The 17,492-nt window shown below is 61.7% G+C and carries 16 protein-coding genes; 4 read left to right on the forward strand and 12 right to left on the reverse strand.

Annotation, left to right across the window (positions count from 1 at the left end):
• Positions 1-5 precede the first annotated feature (5 nt).
• Positions 6-374 (forward strand): NAD(P)-dependent oxidoreductase, encoded by a 369-nt coding sequence (locus C8K58_RS27575; protein WP_065926085.1) that lies wholly within the window; start codon positions 6-8, stop codon positions 372-374.
• On the opposite strand, the gene C8K58_RS27580 is transcribed toward C8K58_RS27575, so the two are convergent.
• From C8K58_RS27580 to C8K58_RS27590, 3 genes are all read right to left on the reverse strand, one after another.
• A complete protein-coding gene (locus tag C8K58_RS27580) occupies positions 274-735 on the reverse strand; it encodes an SCP2 sterol-binding domain-containing protein (RefSeq protein WP_256592557.1) in 462 nt (153 codons plus the stop codon). The two genes, C8K58_RS27575 and C8K58_RS27580, sit on opposite strands and share 101 nt — an antisense overlap.
• Positions 736-757: 22 nt before the next feature.
• Positions 758-1,603, reverse strand: coding sequence for an alpha/beta fold hydrolase (locus tag C8K58_RS27585; protein WP_108574692.1), 846 nt, complete (start codon positions 1,601-1,603; stop codon positions 758-760).
• Between the two features lie 543 nt (positions 1,604-2,146).
• Positions 2,147-3,247, reverse strand: coding sequence for an alkene reductase (locus C8K58_RS27590; RefSeq protein ID WP_108574693.1), 1,101 nt, complete (start codon positions 3,245-3,247; stop codon positions 2,147-2,149).
• Positions 3,248-3,394: 147 nt separating this feature from the next.
• Between C8K58_RS27590 and C8K58_RS27595 the strand changes: the two genes are divergently transcribed.
• Positions 3,395-3,982, forward strand: coding sequence for a TetR/AcrR family transcriptional regulator (locus C8K58_RS27595; protein WP_027603397.1), 588 nt, complete (start codon positions 3,395-3,397; stop codon positions 3,980-3,982).
• Between the two features lie 149 nt (positions 3,983-4,131).
• On the opposite strand, the gene C8K58_RS27605 is transcribed toward C8K58_RS27595, so the two are convergent.
• Positions 4,132-5,118: an MDR family oxidoreductase gene (locus tag C8K58_RS27605; RefSeq protein ID WP_108574694.1), complete on the reverse strand. Its 987-nt coding sequence runs from the start codon at positions 5,116-5,118 to the stop codon at positions 4,132-4,134.
• Between the two features lie 35 nt (positions 5,119-5,153).
• Complete coding sequence (locus C8K58_RS32830; RefSeq protein ID WP_256592558.1) at positions 5,154-5,288, reverse strand: hypothetical protein; 135 nt, start codon at positions 5,286-5,288, stop codon at positions 5,154-5,156.
• A gap of 273 nt (positions 5,289-5,561) precedes the next feature.
• Between C8K58_RS32830 and C8K58_RS27610 the strand changes: the two genes are divergently transcribed.
• The gene (locus C8K58_RS27610; RefSeq protein ID WP_027603400.1) at positions 5,562-6,569 is read left to right on the forward strand and encodes an aldo/keto reductase; all 1,008 of its coding nucleotides are present in this window, start codon (positions 5,562-5,564) and stop codon (positions 6,567-6,569) included.
• Positions 6,570-6,600: 31 nt separating this feature from the next.
• Here the strand turns inward: C8K58_RS27610 and C8K58_RS27615 are convergent, their stop codons facing one another.
• From C8K58_RS27615 to C8K58_RS27645, 7 genes are all read right to left on the reverse strand, one after another.
• Positions 6,601-7,386: an ABC transporter ATP-binding protein gene (locus tag C8K58_RS27615; protein WP_098479897.1), complete on the reverse strand. Its 786-nt coding sequence runs from the start codon at positions 7,384-7,386 to the stop codon at positions 6,601-6,603.
• Positions 7,380-8,426 carry an iron ABC transporter permease gene (locus C8K58_RS27620; RefSeq protein ID WP_108574695.1) on the reverse strand — a complete coding sequence of 349 codons (1,047 nt, stop codon included), beginning with the start codon at positions 8,424-8,426 and terminating at the stop codon, positions 7,380-7,382. Before C8K58_RS27620 ends, C8K58_RS27615 begins: the two co-directional genes overlap by 7 nt.
• On the reverse strand, positions 8,423-9,577 hold the full coding sequence (locus C8K58_RS27625; protein ID WP_092359198.1) for an ABC transporter substrate-binding protein: 1,155 nt from the start codon (positions 9,575-9,577) through the stop codon (positions 8,423-8,425). Before C8K58_RS27625 ends, C8K58_RS27620 begins: the two co-directional genes overlap by 4 nt.
• A 64-nt stretch (positions 9,578-9,641) precedes the next feature.
• Positions 9,642-12,056, reverse strand: coding sequence for a TonB-dependent receptor (locus C8K58_RS27630; protein ID WP_108574696.1), 2,415 nt, complete (start codon positions 12,054-12,056; stop codon positions 9,642-9,644).
• Positions 12,057-12,157: 101 nt separating this feature from the next.
• Complete coding sequence (locus tag C8K58_RS27635; RefSeq protein WP_092359193.1) at positions 12,158-13,135, reverse strand: FecR domain-containing protein; 978 nt, start codon at positions 13,133-13,135, stop codon at positions 12,158-12,160.
• Positions 13,136-13,651: a sigma-70 family RNA polymerase sigma factor gene (locus C8K58_RS27640; RefSeq protein WP_027603406.1), complete on the reverse strand. Its 516-nt coding sequence runs from the start codon at positions 13,649-13,651 to the stop codon at positions 13,136-13,138.
• 117 nt (positions 13,652-13,768) lie between these two features.
• Positions 13,769-14,998, reverse strand: a complete 1,230-nt coding sequence (locus tag C8K58_RS27645) for an MFS transporter (protein WP_092359191.1) — start codon at positions 14,996-14,998, stop codon at positions 13,769-13,771.
• Positions 14,999-15,173: 175 nt separating this feature from the next.
• Between C8K58_RS27645 and C8K58_RS27650 the strand changes: the two genes are divergently transcribed.
• Positions 15,174-17,372 (forward strand): TonB-dependent siderophore receptor, encoded by a 2,199-nt coding sequence (locus C8K58_RS27650; RefSeq protein WP_108574697.1) that lies wholly within the window; start codon positions 15,174-15,176, stop codon positions 17,370-17,372.
• Positions 17,373-17,492 lie beyond the last annotated feature (120 nt).

Consider the following 17,492-nt stretch of genomic DNA (forward strand, 5'->3'; position numbering starts at 1 on the left):
CTGGAATGGCCAGCGCGCAACGCCTGCTGGCAGAAGGCTGGCGTGTGCAGGGGCTGAGTCGCCGCGCTGCCGGTATCGACCATCCGCGCTTTCACTGGACTGAATGCGATCTGAGTGACTTGCAGGCCTTGGATCAAGCCTTGCAGCCCATCGAAACGGTGGATGCCATCGTCCACGCGGCAGGTTTCATGCGCACCGCCCCGTTGGGGCAGTTGCAGCCGCAGGATGGCCAAGCCATGTGGCAGGTTCACGTGGCGGCGGCGAGCCATTTGGTCAACACCCTGCACGCCAGGCTGCACCCCGGCGCCCGAATCGTGATGATCGGCAGCCGCACGATGCAAGGCGTCGTGAAAAGACCTGCGCGGGGTCTTTAGCCGGCTGCAAGTATTCTGTTAATCCCTGGAACCACATCACCTCGACAAAATCACCGCTGATTTTCAGATCGCCTGTACGCAAGCCCGTCAGGAATTCATCCTTGCTGTCTTTAGCCGACAGAATGGCGAAGCCTCTTTCTGTGTTTCTGAACGACAGCGTGAATGCCGGCTTTTGCGTTAAACCTGCGGCGGATTTTATCTTTCCGTTCGCAACGGTGAAGTAGCGACCCACGCCATCCTCTGTTCGAATCTGAAAGACCAACGACTTGCCTTTAACAAATTTTGCGCAGCCGGGGTTTTTCTTGATGGCCCGCTGTAACAGCTTGGTCAGCGCCCACAACAAAAATTTAAACTTCAGCATGATGTGCTGGCTCCGTAAGTTGTCATTCGCTGAGGAACGCGATGGCGTGTTTCAGAAAGCGCTCAGGGCATTGGAATTGGGCGCCGTGGCCCGCATCCGGGTACAGGAATAACTGGGCGTTCGGGATGTTCTGGGCCATGTACCAGGAGTTGACTGTTGGAATCATGACGTCATTCATGCCGTTCAGGATGAACGTTGGCTGTTTGATAGTGCGCAGATGATTGAAGGGATCATTTGGGTCCAGCTTGGGCATAAAGTGCATGTGGGCTTCGATCTGTGCCTGCATCACCTGCACAGAGCTGGGTGGATCCTGGTCGACACGCTGATGACGGCGCTCCCAGAACTCGAGCCCTGCCTGCCGCGCCGTCTCGGAGCGACCGAAAAACAGAAACAGAAAATCGTCCACTGTGGGAATGGGCCGTGGTGCGGCCTCCAGCACACCGGGGTCTGAGTCCGGATTACCGCCACGAGGCCCGGTACCCAGCAGCATCAGTTTGCGCACGAGGTCGGGATGGCGTCGTGTCAGGTCCTGGGCGATAAAACCGCCAAGCGAGAAACCCAACGCATCGACTGTTGATAGACCGAGTGCGCGGATCACTGCGGCAGCGTCGTCGGCCATCAGCTCAATTCGGTTACGCGGCTCTCCGGAAGAAGAGGCAATGCCGCGACCGTTGTAGAGGATGACCTCGCGCCCTGCCGCCAGCCCATCCGTCATGATGGGGTCCCAATGATCCATGCCGCCACGGAAATGCTGGAGGAGGAACAGCGGAGGCTGATCTGTCTTGTCATTGCCCCAGCGGCGATAGGCAAATGTCTCGCCATCGACGTCGATATACAGGGTAGGGGCGGTTAAATGGCTATGGCTCATTTTGAAGTCCTCCAAGGGGTTGTCATCTGATGCAGCAAACCATGGCTGTTTGGGTACAGATTGCACCCGCGCGGGTTGGCCGCTCCGGGCTCGATGTCTGGTTGCACGGCGACGGGTGTTGACGGAGCAATGCGACTTCGCAGTGTTACTGCTGCAACATCAAGCTACGCCAGACGATTACAGGCTGAGCCGCGTCTTCAGGTACTTTGCTGGTCGGTGATTTCGCGGGTGTCGCTTGATCCTGATGTGGGCCTGTGTGTCCTGTATCGGGCGGTGCGGCTGCGGTTGATTCAACGCACTCATTGATGTCGCACTTATCGTTATTCAACTTCATCTTTCCAGCCTTTTGCGCACTCCTGCCTTACCCCTTGTGCCCCCAGTCGTGGTCGTTCTGTAATCGACGCTGGCTCGTTTGGTGCCAGAACACAGGTAACGACACCAAGCACGCCATTTATACGGAGTTACCTGGACCTTCCCGGATACAAGCTTCGGTCACTCAGTGAGAGGGGTGCACAAATAAAACCTGGCCCGGTCGGGCACTGCCTAGTTGGCGGCAGCGCTGGCTTCGGCCAGTGTCGGGTAGTCGATGTAGCCCGTCGCACCGCCGCCGTAGAGGGTGGTGGGGTCGAAGGCGGACAGCGGCGCACCGGCCTTGAGCCGCTCCACCAGATCCGGGTTGCCGATAAACGGGCGGCCAAAGGCGATGAGGTCAGCCTTGTCCTGCGCAAGCCGCGAGTTGGCCAGGTTTTGGTCGTAGCCATTGTTGGCGATGTAGGTGTTCTGGAAGCGCTGGCGCAACGCATCGAAATCAAACGGCGCCACGTCGCGTGGCCCACCGGTCGCGCCTTCGACGACGTGCAGGTAAACGATGTCGAGCGCATTGAGTTGGTCGACGATGTAATCGAACTGAGCCTGCGGCTCACTGCTCGACACACCATTGGCGGGCGAGACCGGCGACAGGCGAATGCCCGTGCGGTCCGCGCCAATCTCGGCGACCACGGCAGCGGTCACTTCCAGCAACAGGCGCGCACGATTTTCGATCGAGCCGCCGTAGGCATCGGTACGCTGGTTGGCGCCGTCCTTGATGAATTGATCGAGTAAATAACCGTTTGCACCGTGGAGTTCCACGCCGTCGAAGCCGGCCGCAATGGCGTTTGCCGCTGCTTGGCGGAAATCGTTGACGATGCCTGGCAGTTCGTCGAGTTCGAGCGCGCGTGGCTCGGACACGTCGGCAAAGCCGTTATTGACGAAGGTCTTGGTCTGGGCACGGATGGCCGACGGCGCTACTGGGGCGGCACCGCCCGGTTGCAGGTCCACATGGGAAACCCGGCCAACGTGCCACAGTTGCACAAAAATCTTGCCGCCCTTGGCATGCACCGCTTCGGTGACCCGGCGCCAGCCGTCGATCTGCGCCTGGGTGTAAAGACCGGGTGTGTCTTGGTAACCCTGGGCCTGCGCCGAAATCTGGGTGGCCTCGGTGATCAGCAGCCCGGCTGAAGCGCGCTGGCTGTAGTAAGTGGGGGCGAACTCGCTGGGCACCAGTCCAGTGCCGGCGCGATTGCGCGTCAGGGGCGCGAGCACGATGCGGTTGGCGAGGGTCAGTGAGCCAAGGGTATAGGCAGTAAACAGATTTTGATCGGTCATGTGAGGTGTCTTCTGTGGCTGTGGCGGAAGAGGGATTGGCTTGTCTTTATGATGGTGGTCATAATCAAAACTGTCAATTATTTTGATTGCAATCAACATCTATGTACTATGGGCGTAGGTTTTTTGTGCAAGTTCGAGGTATCGCAGGTGAAAGTGACCAAAGCGCAGGCGCAGGCAAATCGCGAGCACATCGTCGAGACGGCCTCCGTGTTGTTTCGTGAGCGGGGGTTTGACGGCGTAGGTTTGGTGGATCTCATGGGGGCCGCCGGGTTCACCCACGGAGGTTTCTACAAACATTTCGGCTCAAAGGCCGATTTGATGGCCGAGGCTGCAGCCAGCAGTCTTTCCCGGTCGCTCGCCGGCACCGAGGCGCTTGATATTCAGACGTTCATCGATATCTACGTGTCGAGGGATCACCGTGACCGGCGTGGCGAGGGCTGCACCATGGCGGCCCTGTGTGGAGACGCGGCGCGTCAGTCGGATGAGCTGAAGCGTGCATTCGCCGAAGGCATAGACCGCATGCTGCAAGCGCTGGTGCAAAAGTCTCCGACCGTCGAAGACGCTGCGCCGGGCGAGACGAGAGCGAAGATGATCGACGTACTGGCTCATGCCGTTGGCGCGGTGGTGTTGTCGCGAGCGTGTCCGGATGATTCGCCGCTCGCCGATGAAATACTCGAGGTTTGCCACGCCCGGATATCGGCTTCCTTGCCGGTATCGCCAGGCAGCGAGCAATAGTCCGGGAGACCTCAAGCGCGCCTGCCGATGCGCTTCATGGGCGTGCGAGAGAGCAAGCGGTCGATCCTCGGTTGATCATCGATTTTCGCCAGCAGAGGCAGCGCCTCGGACAACAGCGCGTGGTGGCACTGGAAAACCCCGCCGCCCCGTCACGCGTTCACGTCAACGATGGTGCGCCCCTGAATTTTCCCTGCGAGCACGCGGCTGGCGATGTCAGGAACATCGCCGAGGCCAACCACCTTTGAGGTTCGGGCAAGCTTGTCCAGATCCAGGTCGCTGGCAAGGCGCGACCAAGCCTGCTGCCGTATCTGCTGAGGCGCATTGACCGAATCAATACCAGCAAGGGTGATGTTGCGCAGGATGAAGGGGAGCACAGAGGCGGGCAGATCCGCGCCTTGTGCAAGTCCGAAGGCCGCGACCACGCCACGATACCGGGTATGCGCCAGCACGTTAGCCAACGTATGGCTGCCGACAGAGTCAATGGCGCCCGCCCAGCGCTCTTCGGAAATCGGTGCGCCCGGTGAGGACAGGGTGTGGCGGTCGATGATTTCGTTCGCGCCGAGCGCGCGCAGGTAATCGGCTTCATCAAGCCGCCCGGTCGATGCGATCACGCGATAGCCCAGTTTGGACAGCAGGGCAATCGCCACCGATCCAGAGCCGCCATTGGCGCCGGTCACCAGGATGTCGCCGCGCGCGGGCGTCAGACCGCCATGTTCCAGTGCCAGCACGGACAGCATTGCGGTGTACCCCGCTGTGCCGATGGCCATGGCATCCCGGGCCGAAAACGCTGCGGGAATCTTGACCAGCCAATCACCGCTCACCCGTGCCCTCTGGGCGAAGCCGCCGTGGTGAGTCTGGCTGAGTCCCCAGCCGTTGGCCAGCACACGGTCGCCGGCCACAATGCCGGGATAGGTCGACGACTCTACGACACCGGCAAAGTCGATCCCCGGAATCAGCGGAAACCTGCGGATGATCGGTGACCGGCCACTGAGCGCCATCGCGTCCTTGTAGTTCACCGTTGAGTATTCGACCGCGACGGTGACGTCGCCCGGCATCAAATCCTCGTCCTCAAAGTCAACCAAGCGAGTTGAAAGGGTGTCACCGGTCTTGCTGGCGAGCAGTGCCTTGAATGTCATCGTCTTCTCCTGGTCAGGTGACCACGTGCGTTGCGCTAAATCAGTTGACCCAGCTGGAAACCTTGGGTTCGCCTGCGACCCACCTGAGGGTCGTTGAAGGTGACGATGCCCTTGTCCTTGCGCGTCCCGGCGAGGTTTTCCTGGACCATGGCGGCAAACTCGAAGGCCAAGCCCGCCTCGACGAAAGCAGGTGGGCGCGGTCAGATGGGCGCGCGAATTGCCAGCACCCTTGCGAGGCAAGTACTTCAATGATGTCGATCATAATCTTCGTCGTCAAGATCTTTGATTGCGATTGACATCAATGAGGGCTGTAGGCTTCACTGCTGGTCTATCTACACAGATCTTGAAGATGAAAGTCACTAAAGCGCAGGGGAACGCTATCAAGGCGGTCATGCGCCCAGTCGATCGCGACAACAGGGCCGATTCAATTGACGGAGCACAGCATGAAGTACACATCATTTGGAAAGACCGGTTTGCAGGTTTCACAGGTGGCGCTCGGCACGGGCAACTTCGGCACAGGCTGGGGTTATGGCGCCGATCCCGACGCCAGCAAAGCTGTGTTCAACGCTTATGCCGAAGCTGGCGGCAACTTCATCGATTCGGCTGACGTCTACCAATTCGGGCAATCCGAAGAACTGCTCGGTACATTGCTGGAAGGGCGGCGTGAGGATTTTGTGCTCGCCACCAAGTTCAGCAGTGGCGCAGTGCAGAATGCGAACCGACTGGTCACCGGCAACAGCCGTAAGGCCATGGTGGCTTCCGTGGAGGCAAGCCTGAAACGGCTCAAAACCGATCGGATTGATATTTACTGGGCGCATCACCCGGATGGCACCACGCCCCTTGAGGAAATCGTCCGAGGCTTCGAGGACCTGGCGCGTGCCGGCAAGATCCTGTACGCGGGCCTGTCGAACTTCCCCGCCTGGCGCCTCGCCCGTGCGGTCACGCTGGCCGAACTGTCCCATGCCGTTCCGATTGCGGCTGCGCAGTTCGAACATAGCTTGGTGCATCGCGAGCCCGAGGCCGATTTGTTCAAGGCATCGCATGCGCTCGGTCTCGGCATCGTGACGTGGTCGCCCCTGGGGGGCGGTATGTTGACCGGAAAGTACCGGCAAGGTGAAACGGGGCGTGCTGAAGGGTTCGCAGGCCGTGTGTTCCAGCCGGAGAACTCGGCACAGCGCACGCAGACACTGGACGCGGTAGTCGCTATAGCGGGTGAACACGGCGTCAGCCCGGGCCAGGTTGCCATTGCTTGGGCAGGCACGCATGGTGCGGTTCCCATCATCGGCCCGCGCTCACTTGGTCAACTTACCGATAACCTTGGAGCGCTGACACTGCAGCTCTCTGCGGAGCAAATTGGTCGACTTGACAGCGTGAGTGACCTGGCGCCGTCGGCAGTGGCCAGGGTCCCTGTTGCTTGGGCTGACGGCGCTCCAGAGCGTGTCGTTGCCTGACCCGTGAAGGTGCATATATCGGTTTCTCGCATCAAGCTGTGGTTCGCCTTGGGTACGCGGTCAAGTTTATGCCGTCGATCAAAATATGCCGTTGTCCCCGACTGCACTGCTCGATCCGCGCCTCAACCTGGTACACCTCGCGCAGCATGCGTTCGGTGATCACCTCATGACTCGCGCCGCTGCCCTGGGCGGTGCCGTCGGCAATCACCAATACCTGGTCGGCAAAGCGCAACGCCTGGTTCAGGTCATGCAGGGCAATAAACACGATGACCTGCTGTTGGCGGGCCAGTGCGCCCATGAAGTTCAACACTTGCACCTGGCGATGCATGTCGAGGGCGCTGGTGGGTTCGTCCATCAGCAGGATTTCCGGTTCGCGCACCAAGGTCTGGGCGATGGACACCAGTTGCTGCTGGCCGCCGCTGAGTTCGCCGAGGTTGCGAAATGACAAGTCGCTGATGCCAAGGGCCTCGAGCATTTCCTCCACCAGGTTCAACTCGTCATCGTGGACGGTCCATTGCGGCGACAGTTGCTTGCGGGCCAGGAGTACCGATTCGTAGACCGTCAACCGCGCACTGGCATTCAAGCCCTGGGGCATGTAGCAGATGCCCTGCCGGCCCTTTTTCGAGTCCTGCAGGATCACCTGTCCAGGCCCGTCGATCAGCCCGGCCATGCGTTTGAACAGGGTCGACTTGCCCGCCGCATTGGGCCCCACCACCGCGACCACCTGGCCGCCGGTGAACGCGGCGGTGGTAACGCCACGGATGATCGTGCGCTGGCCATAGCGGGCACCCAGGTCTTGCAGCTGAATCTTCACCATGTGTTTTTCTTCCCGCTGAGGATCAGTGATATGAAGAACGGCACGCCGATCAGCGAAGTGACCACCCCGATCGGGAAGATGGCGCCGGGGATCAGGGTTTTGCTCACCACTGAACTGGCGGACAGAATCAGTGCGCCGGTGAGCAGCGAGGCCGGCAGGAAGAAGCGTTGGTCCTCGCCGATCAACATCCGCGCAATATGCGGGCCGACCAGCCCGATAAAGCCGATGGTGCCTACAAAGGCCACGGGGAACGAGGCGAGCAGGCTGACCATGATCAGCGTCTGAAAGCGCAGGCTGCGTACATTGATCCCGAAGCTGGCGGCCTTGTCGTCACCCAGTCGCAGTGCGGTCAGGGCCCAGGCGCGCTTGGCAAAGATCGGCAGGGTGATCGCGATCACCAGGCAGATCACCCCGAGTTTGGGCCAGGTGGCTTTGGTCAGGCTGCCCATGGTCCAGAACACCACGGCCGCCACGGCTTGCTCGGTGGCGAAAAACTGCACCAGGGCCAATAACGCGTTAAACGTGAAGACCAGGGCGATGCCCAGCAGCACGATGGTTTCCGCGGTGACCCCGCGACGCATGCTCAGGAAGTGAATCAGCAACGCCGACAGCATGGCCATGATGAACGCGTTGACCGGCACCATGTACTGCGCCGCCAACGGAAACAGCGCCACACCAAACGCCAGCCCCATGGCTGCACCAAAACTGGCGGCGGCGGAAATGCCCAAGGTGAAGGGGCTGGCCAGCGGGTTGTTGAGGATGGTCTGCATCTGCGCGCCGGCCAGTGACAACGCCGCACCCACGGCAACGGCCATCAGGGCGATCGGCAGGCGGATGTCCCACATCACCACGCGAACCTGTGCCGGCGCACTGTCCGGCGCAAACAGTGCACCGAGTACTTCATGGAAGCTGTAACGCGCCGGCCCCAGGGCCAGGTCAAGCAGCACACTGCACAACAGCAGCAAGAGCAGGCCACCGAGGATCAGGCGTTTGCGCAGCACCAGGGCCCGGTAGGTGTCGCGTTGGATCACGGCACTCATGGCTTGAGGCTCACGAAGTAACCCGGCTCATAGGGCACCGGCAGGAATCGCTCGTGCAATTGGCGAAACGAGGCTTCAGGGTCCAGGTCGGTAAACAGTGTCGGATGAAACCACTTGGCCAACTGCTGGATGGCCACGAACTGATAAGGGCTGTTGTAGAACTGGTGCCAGATGGCATGGAACGCCTGGTCATCCTGGGCCTTGATCCCGGCATAGGCCGGGCGCTGGGTATACCAGGCCAGTTTGCGCCGGGCTTGGGCCATGTCGGCACCGGGACCCACACCGACCCAGTGGCCACCGGGGGCAAAGGCTTCCCAGTTGGCACTGGTGACCACCACCTGTTCCGGGTTGGCGACGATCACCTGCTCGGGATTCAGCTGGCCAAAGGTGGTGGGAATAACGCCTCTGGCGATGTTATTGCCCCCCGCCATATCGACGAACAGACCGAAGTTTTCATTGCCGAAACTCAGGCAGCAATCGTCGGTGTAGCCACCGATACGCTCGATGAACACGTTGGGGCGCGAAGGGTGTTGCGCGTTGATCACGTCGGTGACGCGGCGGATCTGCTGGTTGCGAAAGTCGATAAACGCTTCGGCACGCGCCTCTTTGCCGAACAACTGGCCGAACAGGCGCATGGTCGGTTCGGTGTTCTGCATCGGGTGGTTGCGAAAGTCGACGTACACCACTGGAATCCCCAGGGCATCGAGCTTCTCGATATAGCGGGCGTCCTCGGTCGCGTGCTGGGCCTCGATATTGAGGATGATCACGTCCGGGCGCTGGGAGATGGCCTGCTCGATATCGAAGGTGCCGTCTTCAAAGCCGCCAAAGGTGGGGATTTTGGCGATGGCGGGAAATTTACGCAGGTAAGCGCCATAGGTGTCCGGGTCGGACTGGATCAGGTCCTTGCGCCAGCCGACGATTCGCTCGATGGGGTTTTGCGTATCCAGCGCGGCAACCAGGTACAACTGACGGCCTTCCCCGAGAATCACGCGCCGGACCGGCAGGTGCACCTTGACCTGGCGCCCGAGCAAATCGGTGACGGTGCTGCGTGGTGCCTGCGGCTCGGCGGCCGTCGACGGCAGCGCCCATCCCAACAAACCCGCAAGCAGCAGCCCGGCGAAGGCGTGGCTGCGTCGAACAATGGTAACCATGGTTAAAGCCTTTGCAGTGGTCGGGCCGGGTGGCGGTGCAGCTTGCCGTGCCGGGCCGAAGGTTTCAGAAATCGACCGTGGTCGACAGTAGAAGGGTGCGTGGCGAGCCTTGAGAGAACGCACCATAGGAAGCGACCCCCGACCAATACTCACGGTCGAACACGTTCTGTACCGTGGCGCGAAAGGTCGTCGGCCGCTGGGCGATGCGCGTGCTGTAGCGCACGCCCATGTCGAAGCGGGTCCAGGGGTCCAACTGCTGGGTGTTGGCCTGGTTCACATATTGGCTGCCGGTGTACAACGCCCCGCTGGTTAGCGTCAGCCCCTCGACCCAGGGCACGTCCCACTCGGCCCAGAGGTTGGCTTGCACCTTCGGCACCCCCACCGGGGTGTTGCCCCGGTTGGCCGCAACCGCGCTTTTGGTCAGTTGCGCATCCAGCAGCGTCACCCCGCCGAGCAGGCGTGTGCCTTGGCCGGCCTCACCGGATACGTTCAGCTCCAGGCCCCGGTTGCGCTGTTCGCCTTGTACCGCAAAGGTGGTGCCTGACAGCTCGCCACTGGGTTTGGTGATCTGGAACAGCGCGAGTGTGGACATGACCGTGCCGTAGTCGAGCTTGACCCCCACCTCATGCTGGCGTGAGACGTAGGGGGCAAAGATCTGGCCCGCGTTCGAGGCCGTGGCGGGAGCGATATCGCCTTTGCTCAAGCCTTCCAGGTAGTTGTAGTAGAACGACACATGCTCCCAGGGCCGGACAACTGCGCCGAACAGCGGCGTGGTCCTGCCGTCGTCGTAAGCCGTGGTCACCGTACCCGCCGCGTCGTAGTTGTTGGAGCGGATGGTCTGTTTGCGCAGGCCGGTCGTCACCTGCAGGCGCTGATCGAGCATCGACAAGGTGTCGGCAACCGCGACGCCGGACAATTCGGTCGCCGAGACTTTCGGCGTGGCGGGCGTGGCAATGTCGACCTCGGGTCGTGAGACAGGGTGGTAAATGTTCGACAGGATCGGCGGGCCGGAAATAATGCCGCGCGACAACTCATCGCGATAGCGCGTGACTTGCAGCGTGGTGCTGTGGCTGATCGGCCCGGTGTCGAAACGCAGTCGGGCACCGGTGTCGACCGTGTAGCGCCGTACTTTAAATTTGTAATAGCCGGGGATCGACGAGGTGTCGCCGGCGGTGTTGATGATGGTCGGGGTCTGGTCGGAAAGGCGTGCCACGTTCGACTTCCCACCGCCGGCATGGGCAAACAGGGTCAGTGCGTCGCTCACATCATACTCGCCCCCCAGCAATGCCGACTTGTCGCGGGTCTTGGACCAGCCCCACGCCTGGCTGACGTTGGTACGCCCGTTGGCGGCGTGGGGAATCGGCACGCCGGGCGCGATCAGGAAGGGCCGTGACGCCGCGTCGAATTGCTCTTGCTGGTTGATCAGGTCCAGGCTGGTGCGCAGGCGATCGCCCTGGTAATCCAGGGCGATGGCACTGACCCCGACATCCCGCGATTGCTTGTCGATGACAGTGTCACCCTGCTGCACGCGGCCGTTGACGCGCATGCCGAATCGCCGGTCCTCGCCAAACCGCCGACTCAGGTCGATATGGGTGCCCAGTTGTCGGTCCTGGGCATAGGTGGCCGTGACGCGGGTCAGGTCCTCGTCCAGGGCGCGCTTGGGGACCACGTTGATCACGCCACCGACGGCGCTGTTGGGGGACATGCCGTAGAGGAGGGCGCCAGGGCCTTTGACCACTTCGATGCGTTCGGCGTAGTCGGTGAATACCCGGTAATTGGAGGCCACGCCGTACACACCGTCGAACGCCAGTTCCCCGAGGTTGCCTTCGCCCACCGGAAAGCCGCGGATAAAGAATGAGTCGACGATCCCCCCCGTCTGGCCGGTGGAGCGGACCGAAGAGTCGCGCTCCAGCACGTCGCCCACGGTGGTCGCCTGCTGGTCTTTGATCAATGACGCGGTATAGGTGCTGATGCTGAACGGCGCGTCCATCACATCCGTATTGCCCAGCAGACCGAGACGCCCGCCCTCGGCCACCTGGCCGCCCGGGTACACCGGCGGCAGGCTATCGGCGTGTTTTTGCGCCGCCTCCACCGTGGTGGTCGACAGCGTCAGCCGGCGCAGTACCAGGGTGTAGCTGCCATCGCTGCGCAACACCATCTCCAGGCCGCTGCCTTCGAGCAAACGCGTGACGGCCTCCTGCGTGGAGTAGGTGCCGTTCAGTTCGGGGCTGGTCAACCCCTCCGTGATCGACGGCTGGAACGACAGGGCGATACCGGCGTCCACGGCAAAGTTCGAGAGCGTCGCGCCGAGCGGGCCGGGGGCGATGTGGTAGGCCTGCACGGCGACCGAATCCAATTGGGCCGGTGCCTCCGCCAATGCCACCGGGCACATGGCACCGGCCAGCAGCAGGCTGAGCACGACGCCGTGCACCATCGGTTTGAGCGGACGAGCCGGACGCAGGGGCCGTGCTACGAGCATGAAAGGATGACCCATGGACGAGAGGAAAAGGCTGTTCCTGTCTTTGCCAGTCGAGATCGAAAAAAGTATCACCCCGGCCGCCGTTTATTTTTGCGTGGGAGTCAGGCGGGCGACAGGGTGACCCAGTAACCGCGCAAATGACTGTTCGCCAGCACGGGATAAGTGTGCACCAGCATGCTCAAGGTGCGATCGGTATCACTGATCGGAAAGGCCCCGGAAATGCGCAAGTCGGCGATGGCCGGATCACAGCGCAGGAAACCTCGGCGGTAGCGCGTCAGTTCCGCGACGAAATCCGCCAGGCGCATCTTGTCGGCCATCAACATGCCCTGGGTCCATGAACCGATGTAGCGATCGGTCGGCGCCAGGTCACCAAAGGTCTGTGAGGAGAAGTCGGTGCGCTGCCCTGCATTGACGATGAGCGGCGGGGTCTGGCGGTTATCGGCCAATATCACCCTCACCGCGCCGTCGATGACCGCAAGATGGGTGCGGGGGCTGACTTCACGCACGGTAAACCGTGTGCCCAGCGCCTGCATGCTTCCCTGACGGGTGCTGATCAGGAACGGCCGGGGCAGGGGGGCGGTGTCCACGGCGGTCTGCACCAGGATTTCGCCCTCGCGCAGGTGAATAAGCCGTTGACGGTCGTCGAATACGACGTCGATGGCGGTAGCGGTGTTCAGGGTGATGCGCGAGCCATCGGCCAGGGTCAGTTCGCGGCGCTGGCCAACGTCGGTGCGATAGTCCGCTGACCATTGCTGCGATTGCGCCAGCTTCCAGCTCCCCCAACCCGCGGGCGCCAGCGCCAGCAGGATCGCCAGCTTGCCCAGTGCTGCACGACGTTCAGGGCTGTCTGGCCGGTCGAGCGCCGACATCGCCAGGGCGGGCGGCAGGCCGCCGAACTTGCTCTGCAGCAATTGCGCACGGGACCAGGCGCGATCCCGCTCCGGGCTGCTGACCTTCCAACGCTCCCATTCGGCGCGCTCGTGCTCGCTCAGTTCGCGTTCGCTCAAGCGCATCAGCCACTCGGCGGCTTCTTCGAGTACCTGCGGGTCCAGCGGCGGTTCCCTGCGCAGACCGAGCATTCACTCCACCAGCATCAGGCACTGTACGAAGGCCTGTTTCATGTAGCGCTTGACGGTGATCAGCGATACACCCAGTTGCTCGGCGATGTCGTCGTACTTGAGGCCGTTGATCTGCGACAACAGGAAGGCGCGCTTGACCAGGGGCGCCAGAGTATCGAGCATGGCGTCGATTTCGTGCAGGGTTTCCAGCACCATGAAGTGCGCCTCGGGCGACGGTGCTTCGTGGGTGGGCACGTTCGCCAGCGCATCCAGGTAGGCGCGTTCCAGTGCCTTGCGCTGGTACCAGTTGACCAGGATGCCCTTGGCCACGCAGCTCAGGTACGCCCGTGGCTGGTCAATCACCGTGACCTGTGAGGCGAGGATCCGGGTGAAGGTGTCCTGCGCCAGATCCGCCGCATCCATGGCGTTACCCAGTTTTCTCTTCAGCGTGGCATACAGCCAGCCGTGATGCCCGCTGTACAGGGCCTCGATGGCGCGCAGGTGATTGAGGTGATTCGCGGAAGAGGTTTCGCTCATGGCGGCAGATTTGTTTGTAATTGAGAAGTATTCCCAATGCTAGTTGACAAACCGACGTGAGCGCAAGCGCGATCATGTCCGGTGATCAGGCGTGTGACAGGCGTATCAAGGCGCTAATCAGCGATTGGACGGCGCGGACGCCCACCAGTACCGCAACGCCACCATGGGAACCAGCGCCACGGCATAGGCCAGGCATACGAAAAGATAGGTGTATGGCAGGCCGTAGACCTGGCTCAACAAGCCACCGATGGAGATGCCGGCAATCGAGGCGAACTGCGCGGTACTTTGGGTAATACCCAGTACGTAGCCTTGTCGCGAGCTGTCGGCGGTTTTCGAGACCAGCGCCATCAGCACGGGGGTGGTCGCCCCCAGCAGGACTCCCCAAATGAAGTAGGCGAGGATAAATACCCCGGGGCTGCGCGTTACGCCCGCCACGGCAGTCAGGGCGATGCAGGCCATGACGATATACGTGATGCGTTGCAGGGTTTCTGCCTGGGAACGATGCTCGAAGTAGCGCGACCATGCCGTTGCCGACAGAATAAAGCCCAGCGCCAGCAACCCGTAGCACAGGCCCACGATTGAGTGGCTGACCTCGAAGGTCGAGCTCACGTACAGCGAGAAGGATGTCTGCGGCAGCATGCGCGCCAGCAGCAGGATCCCCATGACGCACAGCAGCGACAGCAGGGGAGAGCCGCGCCATAGGCTTTCGGTGCCTGCGGCCGGCGCGCGGGTGGCCACCGCCGGTTTTTTCGGTACGGGAGGTACATCCGGCAACGTCACGGCGGCGATGACGGTACAGAGTGCACAGAGCACCGAGGCGACGATGTTGATCCAGAAAAACGTCCCGTAATCGAGGATCAGGCCGCCTGCGACCGCACCCAGCAGTGAGCCGACATTGGTCGATATCTGCAGGATCGCGAATAACCGCGCCCGTCGCGACGGCGCTTCGATACTGACCCCGTAAGCCTGCGCCGGGGCTATATAGCCGGCAAAGGCGCCCTGTAGAAAACGCAGGATCAGGATGACCCAGATGTCACTGAAAAACGCCAGTCCGAGCTGGGTCAGGGACAACCCCGCGAGTGCGCGGATCATCATCAGTTTGTGGCCGCAGCGATCGCCGATACGGCCCCAGAATGCACTGGTCAGCATGATGCCCAGCATCGGCCCGACGTACACGGCGATGCTGGCGAAGCTGAATACCGACTCCGAAGAGGCCAGCCCGCGCAGGTGCACGGGCCAGAACGGCCCGCTCATTTCCATCGCACCCATGGAGACCAACTGGATCGCGAACAGAAGATAAATGAGGATTCTTACATGGGAACCCGGGATGGCACCTGCTTGGGACATGCGTACTCCTTGGTCAGCCACAGGGCCATTTCATGCCAGTGTGTGAGGAACGCGGCGTTCAGCACAACCCTGCGCACCGTGCAAAAAAAATCATACGGGGGGGTGATACCTTTTCGCACGTCGACTGGCATTAGGAGTAATTCCCATTTTCCCTCGTTGAAAGGATCCTCTCGTCATGCCTGTTGCCAGTCGGCCCTGCGGTGAACGCGCGTTAACCCTCGCCATTCGAACCGCCCTGTTGAATTTCGTCATGGTCGCAGCGGGCGCCAATGCCTGGGCTGAGACACCAACGCCTGCCGCCACGGATGACAGCACGCCCAGCCTGACCCTCGACACCACCACGATCGACGGCCGCTACAACGGCCCGACGGCGTTGCCCGAAGTCCTCCCCGGTGGACAGGTGGCGCGCGGCGCGCGGCTGGGCATGATGGGCAACAAAGACGTGATGGACACGCCGTTCAGCGTCACCAGCTACACCGCCAAAACCCTCGCCGACCTGCAAACCGTCACCGTTGCCGATGCCCTGGAACGCGACCCGTCGGTGCGCTCGACCGGCCAGACCGGCGGTATCGTCGATTCGTTTTTCATTCGCGGTTTTGCCATCGGCGAAGGCAACCTGGGTGAGCTGGCCTACGACGGTGTGTATGGCGTGGCCCCCAATTACCGGGTCTTTACCGAGTACGCCGAGCGTGTCGAAGTGCTCAAGGGGCCGGGTGCCTTGATGTATGGCATCTCGCCCAACAGTGGTGTGGGTGGGGTCATCAACATCGTTCCCAAACGGCCGCTGGAGGAAGACCTGACCCGGTTCACCGGCAGCTACGCGTCGGACTCCCAGACGGGCGGGCACCTGGATATCAGTCGGCGTTTTGGTGAGGAAAACCAGTTCGGCGTGCGCTTTAACGGCAGCCTGCAGGGCGGCGACACGGCGGTGAACGACCAGCATCGCGACGTAGGCATCGGTGCGATTGCCCTGGATTATCGTGGCGAGCGACTGCGCCTGAACCTGGACTACATCAGCCAGAAAGAAAGCTTCGACGGTGCCTCACGCCCGTTCACCATCGCGCCGGGCGTTGACGTGCCATCCGCCCCCAATGGCCGCACCAGCCTGCCGCAAAAGTGGGGTTGGTCGGATACCAAGGAACAGTCCGCATTGCTCGGCGGTGAATATGATCTGAGCGACAACCTCACCGTTTTCGCCCATGCAGGGGGCGGCAGGTCGGATGTGAAACGCATGTCCGACCAGGTGCCGCGCATCCTCAATGACGCGGGCGACACCAGCAACGTCCCGGGCTATTACAAATTCAACGTCGACCGTTCTACCGCCGATGTGGGGATGCGCGGGCTCTTCGCCACCGGGCCGGTAACCCATACCACCACGCTGATGGCGACCCGTTACCAGGATGAGCTGTCGCGGGGCATCAACAACGGCACCACAATCCTCTCCAATATCTACCACCCGGTGGACACGCCCAAGCAATACATCAACACGCCCAAGGTGCTGCGAATCTCCGAGTCGGAGCTGTCCGGCGTGGCGTTGACCGACACCTTGGGGATGCTGGACGACCGTCTCCAACTGAGCCTGGGCGTACGCCGGCAGTTTATCGAGTCGCGTAACTACAATGCCGCCGGCACCGTCAGCTCGCGTTACAGCGCCAACGCCACCACGCCGTTGCTGGGTGTGGTGGTCAAGCCCTGGGAGGACGTCTCCCTCTACTACAACTACGTCGAAGGGCTGAGCAAAGGCGATGCGGCACCGGGCACGGCGAGCAATGCCGGGGAAACCTTTGCGCCGTATGAGTCCAAGCAGCACGAACTGGGGGTGAAGTATGAACACGGCACCTTCATGACCACACTGGCGCTGTTCCAGATCGAAAAACCTGCCGGCGAACTGGGCGCCAATGGCGTGTATTCGGTGCAGGCCGAACAGCGCAACCGTGGCCTGGAACTCAGCGTGTTCGGCGAAGTGGCCACCGGCACCCGTTTGATGGGGGGCGTGACCTTCCTCGATGGCGAGCTGACCCAGTCGGCGACTGCCGCTAACCAGGGCAACAAGCCGGTCGGCGTGCCCGATATCCAGGCCAATCTGTGGGCGGAATACGACACCCCCTGGCTGGAAGGTTTCACCCTCACGGGTGGTGCGATCTACACCGACAGCCAATACGTCAACCAGGCCAACACCCAGGAACTCGACGCCTGGACCCGCATTGACGCCGGTGCGCGTTACGCCACCAAGATAGAAGGGCGGCCGACGACATTCCGCGCCACGGTGCAGAACGTGTTCGACCGTGAGTACTGGTCCGGCGTGGCCTCCTATGGTGCGTTTTCCCCGGGGTATCCGCGTACCTTGCAACTATCGGCGACCGTCGATTTTTGACGGGCGCCGGTATGGAGCAATCATGCACCAGCAATAACCTTAAGCCTGGCTGGCCACCCGATCGTCAATGACCCGAATTCGCCATTGCTCAAAGGTACACAGGGGTTTACAGCCCTTGCG

Origin of the sequence: Pseudomonas sp. GV047, assembly GCF_003058245.1 — a bacterium.
GTDB classification, from domain to species: Bacteria; Pseudomonadota; Gammaproteobacteria; order Pseudomonadales; family Pseudomonadaceae; genus Aquipseudomonas; species Aquipseudomonas marginalis.